This is a genomic window from Desulfacinum infernum DSM 9756, from assembly GCF_900129305.1.
GTDB lineage: Bacteria > Desulfobacterota > Syntrophobacteria > Syntrophobacterales > DSM-9756 > Desulfacinum > Desulfacinum infernum.
This window is the reverse complement of record NZ_FQVB01000004.1, coordinates 115,326-129,781: the sequence shown is the minus strand read 5'-3', so window position 1 is coordinate 129,781 and position 14,456 is coordinate 115,326. Positions and strand designations below refer to the sequence as shown.

Annotated in this window: 12 protein-coding genes; 11 read left to right on the top strand and 1 reads right to left on the bottom strand. The window is 61.7% G+C overall.

The features are described from left to right. The first annotated feature begins 628 nt into the window (after positions 1-628). A complete protein-coding gene (locus tag BUB04_RS01660) occupies positions 629-2,149 on the top strand; it encodes a leucyl aminopeptidase (RefSeq protein WP_073036328.1) in 1,521 nt (506 codons plus the stop codon). Between the two features lie 124 nt (positions 2,150-2,273). Here BUB04_RS01660 and ftsH read toward each other — a convergent pair whose 3' ends face one another. Then, positions 2,274-4,184: an ATP-dependent zinc metalloprotease FtsH gene (ftsH, locus tag BUB04_RS01655; RefSeq protein WP_073036327.1), complete on the bottom strand. Its 1,911-nt coding sequence runs from the start codon at positions 4,182-4,184 to the stop codon at positions 2,274-2,276. A 214-nt stretch (positions 4,185-4,398) separates the two neighbouring features. Here ftsH and BUB04_RS01650 point away from each other — a divergent pair, with 214 nt between their 5' ends. From BUB04_RS01650 to BUB04_RS01605, 10 genes are all read left to right on the top strand, one after another. Continuing rightward, positions 4,399-6,006, top strand: a complete 1,608-nt coding sequence (locus BUB04_RS01650) for an ABC transporter substrate-binding protein (RefSeq protein ID WP_073036325.1) — start codon at positions 4,399-4,401, stop codon at positions 6,004-6,006. Positions 6,007-6,110: 104 nt separating this feature from the next. Continuing rightward, entirely contained in the window at positions 6,111-7,115 is a 1,005-nt protein-coding gene (locus BUB04_RS01645; protein WP_178371867.1) for an ABC transporter permease, read from the top strand. Beyond that, the gene (gene nikC / locus BUB04_RS01640; protein WP_084075876.1) at positions 7,116-8,042 is read left to right on the top strand and encodes a nickel transporter permease; all 927 of its coding nucleotides are present in this window, start codon (positions 7,116-7,118) and stop codon (positions 8,040-8,042) included. A 15-nt stretch (positions 8,043-8,057) separates the two neighbouring features. Then, positions 8,058-9,026 (top strand): ABC transporter ATP-binding protein, encoded by a 969-nt coding sequence (locus BUB04_RS01635; protein ID WP_073036323.1) that lies wholly within the window; start codon positions 8,058-8,060, stop codon positions 9,024-9,026. A 267-nt stretch (positions 9,027-9,293) separates the two neighbouring features. Further along, positions 9,294-10,298, top strand: coding sequence for an ABC transporter ATP-binding protein (locus BUB04_RS01630; RefSeq protein WP_073036321.1), 1,005 nt, complete (start codon positions 9,294-9,296; stop codon positions 10,296-10,298). A gap of 17 nt (positions 10,299-10,315) precedes the next feature. Next, a complete protein-coding gene (locus BUB04_RS01625; protein WP_073036320.1) occupies positions 10,316-10,912 on the top strand; it encodes a deoxycytidylate deaminase in 597 nt (198 codons plus the stop codon). Positions 10,913-11,138: 226 nt separating this feature from the next. Continuing rightward, positions 11,139-12,608, top strand: a complete 1,470-nt coding sequence (locus tag BUB04_RS01620; protein ID WP_073036318.1) for a thymidylate synthase — start codon at positions 11,139-11,141, stop codon at positions 12,606-12,608. 16 nt (positions 12,609-12,624) lie between these two features. Next, on the top strand, positions 12,625-13,323 hold the full coding sequence (locus BUB04_RS01615) for an HAD family hydrolase (RefSeq protein ID WP_073036316.1): 699 nt from the start codon (positions 12,625-12,627) through the stop codon (positions 13,321-13,323). A 1-nt stretch (position 13,324) separates the two neighbouring features. Beyond that, positions 13,325-14,179 (top strand): esterase/lipase family protein, encoded by an 855-nt coding sequence (locus tag BUB04_RS01610; RefSeq protein ID WP_073036314.1) that lies wholly within the window; start codon positions 13,325-13,327, stop codon positions 14,177-14,179. Further along, a complete protein-coding gene (locus tag BUB04_RS01605; protein ID WP_073036312.1) occupies positions 14,179-14,442 on the top strand; it encodes an FAD assembly factor SdhE in 264 nt (87 codons plus the stop codon). The genes BUB04_RS01610 and BUB04_RS01605 overlap by 1 nt, the downstream gene beginning before the upstream one ends. Positions 14,443-14,456 lie beyond the last annotated feature (14 nt).

The following is a 14,456-nucleotide window of genomic DNA, read 5'->3' as shown; positions in this document are numbered from 1 at the left end:
TGTCGAAGGGAACCGTGCATGAACCCGAATGAACACCAATCGGCCCAATCTTTCATCCATGCGGGCGGGCATCTCCCTGACCGTTTGGGGGGGGTAAGGAGAGGGTTTAGCCGAGGAAAGCCCTTGGTGCTTTCGGTGACGGTATGGCCAAGGAGCTTTTCCGAGAATCGCTTTCCTGCGCAAGATGCAGGGGGGGTTCCGTTCCTCTCGTAGCCGCGGGCCTTCAGCCCCGCGGGATAGAGCCATCGTAACCCTTTGAAGTGGCGGGCAGTACCCGACAGCCTCCCCGACGCCCGAAGGCCCATCCGCAGCCCTAAAGGGCTGCGCTACGAGAAAAGAGATCATCCGCGACGTTTTCGGACAGCTAGGAGGCCGTCTGAAAACTCCGCCACCCGTCACTCCCGCGCAAGCGGGAGTCCATAGGTTCCCGAAACTCCTGGATCTCTGCTCCCCGTTCATGCCGGGGACAAGCTTCGCGGGGATGACGGATGGGCATTGAACGGCGCAAACCTGCCGTTCTCCGTCAGGCTCTTAGGTCCGCAGGATTTGTTGTCAATGGAACGTTTCGGCGATTCCATCAACCGGATCGGAGTTTCAACCAAAAGAACACCTTGAGGAGGTTGCATTTATGGAATTGAGAACCGTTCAAGCGCCGGCTTTCCAATGGGAAGCAGACATTCTCGTCTTTTTCTGCCTGGAGGATCCGGACCCCTTTACGCCGGGGTTTCGCCGGTGGATGGAACAGCACGCTCCCTGGGTGAAGCAGACCAAGGCGGCTGAGGACATCCAAGGCAAACACAAAGAGATCTCCGTGCTCTATTCTCCCACCCCCGCCCAGGTTCCGCGGATCCTTACGGCGGGACTGGGAAAGGTTTCCGAATGCACGCCGGAAAAGCTTCGGCAGGCGGCGGCGGCCGCCGCCCGTCGCTGTCGGGATCTCAAGGTCAGCCACGTGGGCCTTCCCACGCTTGGGTTTGAGGGACTTCCCTTCGACGCGGCCGCCGCGGTACGCGAGACGCTGCTGGCCGCCGCTTTGGGGCTTTACAAGAACGAACGGCTCAAAACGCGAAACGGCAATGAAAAATCACCGGATCTGCCGTCCCGCCTGACCGTCTTGACGGAAGATCCCTTGCCCGAATCCGCGCAGATCTTGGAGGAAGTCGAAGCCGTCGTTCAGGGCATCACCACCGCAAGGGATCTCACCACCGAACCTTCCAATCTGGTCACCCCCACTCGGATCGCCCAGAGGGCCGCCGAGATCGCCAAGGCTTGCGGAATGCACTTCGACGCCTTCGACCTGGACAAGGCCCGGGAGTTGGGAATGGGGGCTTTCGCCGCCGTGGCCCAGGGAAGCCGGGAGCCGGCCCGATTCGTCATCCTGGAATACGCCCCGTCGGGGACCGAAGCTCAGGCCCCCATCGTCCTGGTGGGCAAGGGCATCACCTTCGATACCGGGGGCATCTCCATCAAGCCCAGCGCCAAGATGGAGGACATGAAGCGCGACATGGCCGGTGCCGCCGCCGTGCTTGGAGCCATGGAAGCCATCGGCCGCCTGGGCCTCCGTCGCCGCGTGGTGGCGCTCCTGCCGTGCACGGAAAACATGCCGGACGGGAAGGCCTACAAGCCCGGGGACGTGATCAAGACCCACGCCGGCCTTACCGTGGAGGTCATCAGCACGGACGCGGAAGGCCGCATGATTCTCTGCGACGCCTTGAGCTATGCCAAGAAGTACCAGCCGGCGTGCATCGTGGATCTGGCCACGCTCACAGGTGCGTGCGTGGTGGCCCTGGGAGATCGGGTGGCCGGCATCATGGGCAACCGCGAGGCCATGCTTCACAAGATCAAGGAAGCCGGCGAGACCGTGGGAGAGCTCTTCTGGCCGTTGCCTCTCCATGATTTCTATTTCGAAGAGATCAAGAGTGACGTGGCGGACTTCAAGAACGTGGGCAACCGCAATGCGGGAGCCATCATCGGCGGCATGTTTCTCAAGCAGTTCGTAGACGATCAGACCCCCTGGACCCACATGGACATCGCCGGGACGGCCCTGGCCGAAAAGGATCTGGGCTGGATCCCCAAGGGAGCCAGCGGTTTCGGGGTGCGAACCCTGGTGGAGCTGGTGAAGAACTGGGATGGGTGGGATATCTCTTAGCCGTGGGGATCCCTGCTAAGGCCCGCGACCGACTTGGATAGAGACATACAACGTAACACCCTTTCGCAACCACGCACATGTAGGGGCGAATCATCATTCGCCCCTACATGCGGGCGGGTTTTGGCTAGGGCGTTTCTTCCGGCGTCCCCCGAACCTCTTTTTCGAACGCCCGCAGGGCTTCCCCTTCCACCACTTCCTTTTCCAGCAGTTGCCCGGCGAGTTTTTCCAGGTAAGGCCGTTTTTCGCTCAAGATGTGCCGCACCTTCCCATAGGCCTCCTCCAGGACCCGCGAGATCTCCTCGTCGATTTCCTGGGCCGTCTTTTCACTGAACTCCCTGGCGCGAGGCGCCAGTCCCGAATCCAGGAAGGGAGAACGCGGCTCGCGGGCGAAGGTGACCGGCCCCAGCTTTTCGCTCATGCCGTATTCCATGACCATGCTGCGGGCGATATCCGTGGCCCGCTGCAGGTCGTTTTGAGCCCCCGTCGACACATCGCCGAAGATGATCTCCTCGGCCACGCGGCCTCCCAACAGCACGCACAGGCGACTCAGCAGCTCTTCGCGGGTCATGAGGTAACGGTCTTCGGTGGGCATCTGCTGGGTGTAGCCCAGCGCCGCGATGCCGCGCGGGATGATGGAGATCTTGTTCACCGGATCCGCATGGGGCACGCTCATAGCCACCAGGGCATGACCGGCCTCGTGATAGGCCACGATCTCCTTTTCCTTGGGGTTCATGGCGCGGTTCTTCTTTTCCAGTCCCCCGATGATCCGGTCGATGGCCTCCTGGAACTCGGCCATGCCCACCTTGTCCTTGTTGCGCCGGGCGGCCAGCAGGGCCGCCTCGTTCACCAAGTTCGCCAGGTCGGCTCCCACGAACCCCGGCGTCATGGCCGCCACCTTGTGGAGATCCACGTCGTCGTCCAACACTACGTCGCGGGTGTGGATCTTCAAGATTGCCTCCCGGCCCCGGATGTCCGGCTTGTCCACGGCCACGTGCCGGTCGAATCGTCCGGGGCGAAGGAGCGCCGGATCGAGAATCTCCGGGCGGTTGGTGGCCGCCATGATGATCACCCCCGAATTGGGTTCGAAACCGTCCATCTCCACCAGGAGCTGGTTCAGGGTCTGCTCACGTTCGTCGTGGCCTCCCACGGGGTTGAGCCCCCGAGCCTTTCCCAGGGCGTCCAGCTCATCGATGAAGATGATGCAGGGAGCGTTCTGTTTCGCCTGGGAAAAAAGGTCCCGCACCCGTGCGGCTCCCACGCCCACAAACATCTCGACAAAGTCGGAACCGCTCATGCTGAAAAACGGAACCCCCGCTTCCCCGGCCACGGCCTTGGCCAGCAGGGTCTTGCCCGTCCCCGGGGCTCCCACCAGGAGCACGCCCTTGGGGATTTTGCCTCCAAGGCGCTGGAATTTTTCCGGGTTTTTCAAAAATTCCACAATCTCTTGGAGTTCCGTCTTGGCCTCCTCGATCCCCGCCACGTCCTCGAAGGTGATTCCCACCTCCTTTTCCGCGTAGATCTTCATTCGGGCCTTTCCGATGGAAAGAACCCCCTGGGGGCCCGCGCCCATCCGGCGCATGAGGAAACTCCAAAAGGCGATGAAAAGAGCCATGGGCAGCAGCCAGGACAGAATGGCTTCCAGCCACTTGTTTTCCAGCCGGCCCGTGTAGGAGATCCCCCGTTCGTCCAGTAGCTTCACCAGTTCGGGGTCTTCCACCCGCACCGTCATGAAAAGCCGCCCGGCCAGATCTCCTTCCACGATTTCGCCTTTGATTTTTTGAGGCTCCAGGATAACGTTACGGACAGCGCCCTCCCGCACCAGTTGCTTGAAATGTGAGTAGGGCAGCCGCACCGTTTGCTGCACCAGCATGTGGTCCTGGAGCCACGAAACGACGAGCAGAGCCAAAAGAAAGTACCAGAAGGAGAAATGCATCTTGCGCCGAGTGGGATCCGGCGCGCCACCGCCACCCATGGAGCCCTTGATGCGATCCATCATGTCCTGGAATCCTTTCACCTCTCGCTGTTCCCGTGCCATGACGCCTCCTCCACACATCCATGTGCCGAACCGGATATGCGCAGATTTCACCCTAATGTCACTTTTCTTGAAGATCCAGGGCCTGATCGGTGGTCTTGCAACCTATTGCTTTGACACAATAAGCATTCTTTGGTAAGTGTGCACAGGTTTTTGGAGTGGGCAACATTCGTTTTTTTGAGCCAAATGGACGGAACAGGAACAAGGAGGGAGAAGCATGAGACGATGGTGGTTTGCAGCTTTGGCAGCGATTTTTCTCCTGAGCGGTGTCGCCATGGCGGCCACGCCCAAGATCGGCGGCACGCTGGTCTTCGGACGCGGCGGTGACAGTGTCGGACTGGACCCCGCCTTCGAGACCGACGGCAACTCCTTCATGATCTGCGACAACGTCTACGACCAGCTGGTTCTCTACGCCGACGAGTCCACGGACATCGTTCCGGGTCTGGCCACCTCCTGGGAGGTTTCGGAAGACGGTCTCACCTACACCTTCCATCTCCGCAAGGGAGTGAAGTTCCACGACGGCACGCCTATGAACGCCGATGCGGTGGTCTTCTCCCTGGGGCGCATGATGAAGGAGAAGAACGTCAAGTTCTTCAAAGACAAGTGGGAATTCCCCAAGGATCAGCCGCCTGCGGAGTACTGGCTCTCCATGGAGATGGACGACATCATCAGCAGCATCGAGGCCGTGGACGAGTACACGGTGGTCTTCAAGCTCAAGAGGCCCGAAGCTCCCTTCATCGCCAACATGGGCATGGATTTCGCCGCCATCGTGAGCCCCACCGCCGTTCTGAAATACGGCCCCGACTTCAAGAGCCACCCGGTGGGAACCGGCCCGTTCAAGTTCGTCAAATGGATCAAGGACGACCGGATCATCCTGGAAGCCAACCTGGACTACTGGGACGGCCGCCCCTACCTGGATCAGGCCATCTTCCGCGTCATCCCTGACAACTCGGTGCGCTTCCTGGAACTGAAGACCGGCAACATCGACATCTGCCAGTTCCCCAACCCGGAAGACATCGAGCTGGCCAAGAAGGATCCCAACCTGAAGCTGGTTTCCCAGCCGGGCATGAACATCGGCTACGTGAGCTTCAACCACACCAAGCCGCTGTGGCAGGACAAGAGGATCCGCAAGGCCATCGCCTACGCCATCAACAAGAAGGCCATCGTGGACAACATCTATTACGGCCTGGGTCAGGTAGCCAAGAACACCATCCCGCCCAACATGTGGGGGTATAACGACGACATCGAAGATTACCCCTATGATCCCGAAATGGCCAAGAAGCTCCTGGAAGAGGCCAAGTTTTTCGAAAAGCTGAAGGAAGCCGGCCAGACCAAGATCACGCTCTGGAGCATGCCGGTTCCCCGCCCCTACAACCCCAACGGCATGAAGGTGGGGGAAGCCATCCAGGCGGACCTCAAGAAGGTGGGGATCGATGTGGAGCTGGTGACCTTCGAATGGGGGACGTATCTCAAGAAGCAGCGGGAACAGGATCCGTCCATGGATCTTTTCCAGCTGGGCTGGACGGGTGACAACGGCGACCCGGACAACTTCCTGGCCGTGCTCCTGGACGGCTACGCCGATCCCAACGTGCGCACCCAATGGAAGAACGAGGAATATCATGAGATCATTCTGAAGGCGAAACAGGCGAGCAGTAAGGAAGAACGCATCAAGCTGTACCGCCGCGCCCAGGAGCTGATCCACGAAGAGGTGCCTCTCATCAACATCGCCCACTCCCTGGTGGTCTGGCCCATGCAAAAGCGGGTTCAGAACTTCAAGCTGCATCCCACGGGAAGCGTGCGCCTGCACAAGGTGTGGGTGGAATAGGCTGACGGACTCGGGTCCCCCGATCCGGAGGGGCCCGATGGTTTGAACAAGGACGACGGCAGGGGCCTCCGGGCCCTTGCCGCTTTATTGTCGAGGATAGGATTTTGCTGAGTTTCATCATTCGCCGCATTTTGGCCCTGATCCCCACGGTCTTCGGAATCTCCGTTCTGGTCTTTTTCATGATTCACCTGGTTCCCGGAGACCCGGCGGAGATGATGCTGGGGGAACGTGCTTCGGAGCAGGCCCTGAAGGAAGTCCGGGAACAGTTGGGGCTGGACAAGCCCCTGCATGTGCAATACGGGAGGTTTCTTTCCCGACTCGCCCAGGGGGACCTGGGGCGGGCGCTCCGCACCAACGAAAAGATCACCACCGAGATCGCCGAGCGCTTCCCGGCCACGGTGGAACTTTCCATCGCCGCCATGATCTTCGCAGTGACCCTGGGCATGCTGGCCGGGATCATGTCCGCCACCCGCCAGTATTCCGTCTTCGACTACTCCAGCATGGTGCTCTCCCTGGTGGGGGTGTCCATGCCCATCTTCTGGCTCGGCCTTGTCCTCATGATCATCTTTTCGGTCCACCTGGGGTGGCTCCCCCTTTCGGGACGGCTCAGCTACCACATCCACATCGAACCCATCACGGGCCTCTACATCCTGGACAGCTTGCTCACGCGCAACTGGCCGGCCCTGAAAGACGCCGTCTGGCACATCATCATGCCGGCCTTTACCTTGAGCACCATCCCGATGGCCATCATCGCCCGAATCACCCGATCCAGCATGTTGGAAGTCCTCCGGCAGGACTACATCCGAACGGCCAAGGCCAAGGGGCTTTCCCCCAGGGTCGTCCACTACAAGCATGCCCTCAAGAACGCCCTGATTCCGGTTATCACCGTCATCGGCCTCCAGTTCGGCATCCTTCTCGGCGGGGCGATCCTGACGGAAACCATCTTCGCCTGGCCCGGCATCGGCCTGTGGCTTCTCAACGCCGTCTACGCCCGGGACTTCAACGCCGTGCAGGGCGGCACCATGCTCATCGCCACCACCTTCGTGACCATCAACATGCTGGTGGACATCCTCTATGCGTGGATCAATCCCAGGATCAAGGTGAGTTAAATGACTGCTGCAGCACAGACCCTACCAAACAGCCAACCGGCTCCGGCCAACGACGGCCTGGAAAAGTCCAGAAGTCCTCTGGTGGAAGCCCTGCTACGGCTTCGCAAGAACAAGACCGCCATGGTCGGTCTGGCCATCATATCGCTCTTTCTCGTCATGGCTCTCTTCGCCCCGTGGCTGGCCCCCCATGATCCCATCGAACAGTCCCTCTATTCCAAGCTCAAGCCGCCCGTCTGGGACGCCAAGGGGACCTGGGATCACATTCTCGGAACCGACGATTTCGGCCGGGATCTCCTGAGCCGCATCATCTACGGCGCGCGCATCTCCATGGTGGTGGGCGTGGTGTCGGTTTCCATCTCGCTCTTTTTCGGCACCATCGCAGGGGCCTTGGCGGGTTTCTACGGCGGGAAGATCGACAACGTGATCATGCGCTTCATGGATCTCCTCCTGGCCTTTCCGAGCATCCTTCTGGCCATCGTCATCGTGGCCTTCCTGGGCCCCAGCCTCCGCAACGCCATGATCGCCATCGGCGTGGTGAGCATCCCCCGGTACGCCCGGCTGGTGCGCGGCTCCGTGCTGGAGGAATACGCCAAGGACTATGTGCAGGCGGCCCGGGCCCTGGGCGCCCGCGACAGCCGTCTCATCTTTCTGCACATTCTCCCCAATTGCCTGGCACCCCTTATCGTCCAGACCACCCTGGGCTTCGCTTCGGCCATCCTGGAAGCCGCGGCGCTCAGCTTTCTTGGGCTGGGAGCCCAGCCCCCCACGCCGGAATGGGGCGCCATGCTGGCCAACGGCCGGGCGCTCATCCTTCGCGCCTGGTGGGCGGTCACCTTTCCGGGGCTCATGATTCTCTTTTCCGTGCTCGGCTTCAACCTGCTCGGCGACGGGCTGCGCGACGCGCTGGACCCGCGACTTCGCGAATGATCAAGGATTGTGTCCATGACTAAACTGCTGGAAGTTCAAAATCTCAAGACCTACTTCTTTACGGACCGCGGCGTGGCCAAGGCCGTGGACGACGTGAGTTTTTCCCTGGATACGGGAAAGACCCTCTGCGTGGTGGGCGAATCCGGGTGCGGCAAGAGCGTCACCGCCCTTTCCATCATGCGGCTCATCCCTGAACCGCCCGGGCGCATCGTCGGGGGGCGCATCCTCTTTGAGGGCACCGACCTGGTGGCCCTTCCCGAAAGCCGCATGCGCTCCATCCGAGGCAACAAGATCTCCATGATCTTCCAGGAGCCCATGACCTCGCTCAACCCGGTCTTTCGGGTGGGCGATCAAATCGCCGAAGTGCTGGAACTGCACGAAAACATGAAGAAGGCGGACGCCATGGATCGCGCCGTGGAGCTGCTTCGCATGGTGGGCATTCCGTCGCCCGAATCCCGGGTGCGGGACTATCCCCACCAGATGAGCGGCGGTATGCGCCAGCGCGTCATGATCGCCATGGCCTTGGCCTGCAACCCCAAACTCATCATCGCCGACGAGCCCACCACGGCCCTGGACGTCACCATCCAGGCCCAGATCCTGGAGCTCATGGAGGAGCTCAGCCGCACCACGGGTACGGCCATTTTGCTCATCACCCACGATCTGGGGGTGGTGGCCGAAACCGCCGAACACGTGGTGGTCATGTACGCCGGTCGGGTGGTGGAGGAAGCCCCGGTGAGAGAGCTCTTCCACGATCCTCTCCACCCCTACACGCGCGGGCTCATGAGATCCATTCCCAGCATGAGCGAAGACGACAAGACGCGGCTGGAGGTGATTCCCGGCGTGGTCCCGAGCCTTCTGGCCCTGCCCGTGGGATGCAAATTCAACGACCGCTGCCGCCACGCTTTCGACCGGTGTCTTGCCGAAGAGCCGCCTTTGACCACTCCCAAGGAGGGGCATTCGGTGCGGTGCTGGCTTTTCCATTAGGAGGCTGCCCGAGAATGGTTTTCAGGCTCAAGATGTCGGCAATTTCCAATCACTTCGTAGCCGCGGGGCTTCAGCCCCGCGGAAAGGGCCATCGTGACCCCTTGAAGTCGCAGGCCCTATGCGAGGCCTGTTCGACAACCGGGAATTCTTCCGCAGCTCTGAAGGGCTGCGCTACGAGAAAAGCACTGATTTGTGGCGTTTTCGGACACCCTCCTAGGCGCCGATTTGGATGAACCCGTGAACTCCCTATCCGCAAGAGATTCGAAGATGGCACAAAACGGAAACGCTTCGGAACTGGTCGTTCTGAAAAAGGTCAAAAAACATTATCCCGTCACGGGCGGGGTCTTCCGCCGCCAGGTGGGAACCGTGAAGGCCGTGGACGGCGTGAGCCTGGCGATCCGCAGGGGGGAAACCCTGGGACTGGTGGGAGAAAGCGGCTGCGGAAAATCCACCCTGGGCCGGGTGATCCTCCGCCTGGAGCGTCCCACTTCCGGGAGCATCCTTTACGACGGTCGGGACATCTTGGCCCTTTCGCGAGACGAGATGCGTCCCCTGCGCCGCAAGATGCAGATCATCTTCCAGGACCCCTATTCGTCCCTCAATCCGCGCCAGACCGTGGGCCGCATCATTTCGGAAGGCTTGGTGATTCACGGCGTGGGCACGCCCGAAGAGCGGATGGACAGGGTGCGCTATCTCATGAACGTGGTGGGCCTCCGCCCGGAACACATCAACCGCTATCCCCACGAATTCAGCGGCGGCCAAAGACAGCGCATCGGCATCGCCCGGGCGCTTGCCCTGCAGCCGGAACTCATCATCTGCGACGAGCCGGTCTCCGCCCTGGACGTCTCCATCCAGGCTCAGGTGATCAACCTGCTCATGGACCTGCAGGAGGAGTTCCAGCTCACTTACCTTTTCGTCTCCCACGACCTTTCCGTGGTTCGCCACATCAGCGACCGGGTGGCGGTGATGTACCTGGGCCGCATCGTGGAGTTGGCGGACAAGAAGGAGCTTTACCGCAACCCGCTCCATCCCTATACTCAGGCCCTGCTGGAAGCGGCCCCGCTCCCCGACCCGGACCGAAAGAAGGAAAGAAAGGGGCTCACGGGCGACCTTCCCAGCCCGCTCAATCCGCCATCGGGCTGCCATTTCCACCCCCGATGCCCGAAGGCCATGGAACAGTGCCGGAAGTCGGTGCCGGTGCTCAAGGAGAAGGGGGATCGCCACTGGGTCCGCTGCTTCCTCTACGGCGACGAGGTGGACGAATCCCTGTGACAGAGAGGCATTCGGGCATGGCACGAAAGCGTCCCAGCTGGCACGAATACTTCATGCTGATCGCCAAGATCGTAAGCACCCGCTCCACGTGCAATTCCCGGCCCACCGGGGCCGTGATCGTCAAGGACAACCACATTCTGGCCACCGGCTACAACGGGGCCATGCCCGGAGCGCCCCACTGCATCGACATGCCCGATGTGGACGGGGCCCCCTTTTGCTATCGGAGAAGCCTGGGGGTGCCGGACATCGACAAGTACAACTTCTGCAAGGCCAGCCACGCCGAGGCCAACGCCATCGCCCAGGCGGCCCGATACGGCATCTCCATCGCCGGGGCCACCCTCTACACGACCCTGGCTCCCTGCTATGTCTGCCTCAAGCTCATCGCCACCGCCCGCATCCGGGCCATCTACTACGAACACCAGTACGAATCCGCAACCCCCGAGCGGGATCGCTTCTGGAAGGAAGCCATTCGGGAAGCCGGCATCGAGGTCTTCGAGCCGCTCATGATCTCTCCGGAGACCTACGACTACATCCTTTCGGACATCCGAAACATCACCTCGCGGCGGCGCAGCGCCCCCACGGATTTTTACGTTCCGCCCCCGGATGCGTGCTGATGTTTGCGTCAAACATGGCTGTATCCTGTTCGTGCATGGAAACCGTAGGGGCGAATAATCATTCGCCCCTACAGAGGAATTCCGGAAATTTCGGAGCGATATCCGTGGTAGCCGGCAAGGCCGCCAGGGAGCGCCCAGCCATCCAGGACCCTGCGCTGGTTCCAGCCTCATCGCACCTCTCGGCGCTCCCACAAGAGGACCTCATCGTGAGGCAGGCAGCGACGCCATGACCCAAGAGTTCGTGCCCCTTTTCTTCAGGGAATTCCTTCACGTCATCAGCCCCGGAGGCACCGTGGGGCTTCTCACCCTCTGGTCCCAGCCTGCCTACGTGCTTCGACGCCTTCGCCAGGCCGGCGCCGATCTTGACCCGCAAACCAGTCCCATCGCCGTCGTGGGGACCCTCTACGGAAACGGCCTCCGGGAACTGCTCCGAAACCTGCTCTACAACCCCCAAATCGACACCCTGGCCGTGCTGGGCCGCAATCGCTCCGGCTCCCTGGAGGAACTCACGGCGTTTTTCGAAAAGGGGCTGGAACCGTGCCCGGGCTCGGCCGTGGAATACGTCCCCGTGGGAGAACGCCGTCCCGCCGCCGTTCGAATCCGAGGCACATCTCGGGTTCTGGACGACCTGGTGCACCCCGACGATTTCGCCCGGCCGCCGCGCATCCTCCATTTCGGGAACCCCCAGGACGAAGAAGCCCTGGCGGCGTTTGTGAACTTCCTGGCCGGGTACACGCCTTCGGGGCCGGAAGGGATGGAAAGACTCGAGATTCCGCTGCCGCAGGTGCGGGTCAGCACCTTTCCCAGCAATCCCCGGGATCACAGCATCTGCGCCGATGACCCTCTTTCCGCCTGGCTCCAGCTCATCTACACGCTGCATCGTTTCGGCCGTCCGGTGCGTCTTGCCAAGGGCGAGCGCCGGGAGCTCCAGAACGTGAAGGTGGTGGTGGAACGGCCCGAGCCCATCCCCGATGAAGAGCTGGCGCGTTTCGGCTTCGATCCCAAGCGACTCCGCCGGTACCAGCAAGACATCCTGAGCCCGCACCTGGCCGGTGATGAAACCTACACCTACGGGAACAGGCTTCGCAGCCACTTCGGCGTGGACGGTCTCACCGAGGTCGCCCGCCGGCTCAAGGAAGACCCGCAGGATCGGAAGTCCTACGTGGTGCTCTGGGATCCCGGGCGGGATCTCACGGCCCCGAAAGGACATCCGTGCCTTGCGAGCCTCTTTTTCCGGACCTTCCAGGACGCCCTCACCCTGACGGCGTCCTTTCGCACCCACAACGCTCTGGACGCCTGGCTCGTCAATTTCTACGGCCTCATGGCCATCCGGGACTTCGTGGCTTCCGAGATCCAAGCCCCGCCCGGCCCCATCACGGTCTTCAGCCATTCCATCAGCCTGGACGCGTCCCAGCTGGACCGGGCGGCACACATCGCCTCCCGGCGCACGTTCACCTACCGGGAGGATCCCATGGGCTATTTCCGGATCACCCTGGACGGGGATGCCATCCTGGTGGAACACCGCCACGGGGACGTGACTCTCAAGGAATACCGCCACTCCAAGGCGTCCAGACTCCAATACGAAATCGCCCGGGACGGCGCCGTCTCCGACATCAACCACGCCCTTTACCTGGGCCGCCAGTTGGAACGGGCCGAATGGTGCCTTCGCACCGGAACACCCTTCGTGCAGGAATAGAAAGGAACCTTTACTCGTGCCGTCCAAGCCCTTCATTTTCTTCGATATCGGACACACCCTGGTGACGGGCGCCGCCCAGTCTCCCCGGCGTTTGCTGGGCGAGGCCCTCCGTCTGGACGAAAAGCAAACCAAACGGGTGGGCAAACTCCTCATGACCCTTCCGTGCACGGACCCGGAAACCTTGAGCGACGCCATCGGCCGGATCCTTCCCGATCACGACCGGAAGAGGATCCTTCGGTCGGTTCGGGAAATCTGGGAGGACCAGATTCTTTGCGTCCGGGAGATCGAGCCCGCCACGGAACTCATCCGGACCCTCAAGGACCACGGATGTTCCGTGGGCCTCATCTCCAACATCTGGCATCCTTTTCTGGAAGGTTTTCGCCAAACGTGCAGCGAGGTCTTCCGGTTGAGCGATTTCAGCCTCTTCAGCTATCGCTTCGGAAAGAAGAAACCGGATCCCAGCGTCTATGAAACGGCCCGGAGGGCCGCCCAAGAGGCGGGAGCCGACTCCTGCTGGATGGTGGGCGACAGCTACGAGCTGGACATCGCTCCCGCCCGGAAGGCCGGCATGAAGGGACTGTGGATCCTGTGCCGCCCCGAACGGGAAAGGGAACTGCTGGTGGAGATCCTCAACGGAAGGACACCCCGCCCCGAAGGGTGCGTGCCTTCCCTCGGGGAAGTCCTCCGCTTTTTTGAGAAGGAGGGGATGATCTGAAATGATGTGGCTCGTCCTTTTGCCGGCCCTCCTGCTGGCTGCGTCGGGACTCACCTATGTGGTCTACTGGTACGACACGGCCAACGGCCCCGGCTTGGAAAGGCTCCGAGACCTCTCCGGGGGGCGGCCCGGCCGCTGGATCCTCCATGGCCTGCTGACGGGGGCTTTGGCCCAGGCGATCCTCATTCTGACCTTCCCGTCGGCCCGGATCGGAAGGAAGCGCACCCTGCCCACGCCGGACCCGGACGCGCGGGAACCCATCGTCTTTCTCGTTCACGGGCTTTATCACAACCGCAGCGCCTGGTGGTTCCTGCGCCGGCGGCTGGCCCGGGCGGGCTACAGGGACGTGGTTCTCTTCGAATACTCCAGCTGGAAATCGGATTTTCAGCAGATTGCGGAAGAACTGGCCGCCACCGTCCGAACCATCCACGGTCGGGCACCCAGCCGGCCCCTCCTGCTGGTGGGACACTCGCTGGGAGGCCTCCTGTGCCGAGCCGCGGCTCAGCGCCTGGCTGAACTTCCCTTATCGGGAATCATCACTCTGGGATCCCCCCACCAGGGGAGCCGCCTTTCCGTCTTCGCCCTGGGCCGCCTGGGCCGTGCCCTTTCCCATCGCGGCCCGATCATCCGGGAGATCGAAGCCGGAGAATCCCCGCTCCCGTTTCCCTGCATCGCTCTGGCATCCCCGGTGGACAACATGGTGCTCCCCATGGATGCCCTGGCGCCTCCAACGGGCGCTTGGCGGGTACAGTGGACCGAACCCGTGAGCCACGTGGCCATGCTTTATCATCCCCGGATCCATGCCCGGGTTCTTCAACTGATCCGAAAATGTCAAGGTCTTGAAAGGGAAAGCTGATGGATCCGCAATCCTTGGAATACCTGAAACGAAAGCTCCACTACCTGTGCCGCAGGCGGGCCACCCAGGAGCTGGAGCTCATCCTCATGCGGTTTTGGAAGGAACACGCCGATCAGCTCACGGCCCAAGACCTCCTGGACCTGGAGCAGATCCTCACCCTGGACGACCTGGATCTCCTGGCCATCTGCCTGGGCCAAAAGCCCATCCCCCAAGGCTATAATCGAGCCCTTTTTGCGAGAATCGTGCAGGTCAGACCTCGATAGCCAAGCGACGGGTC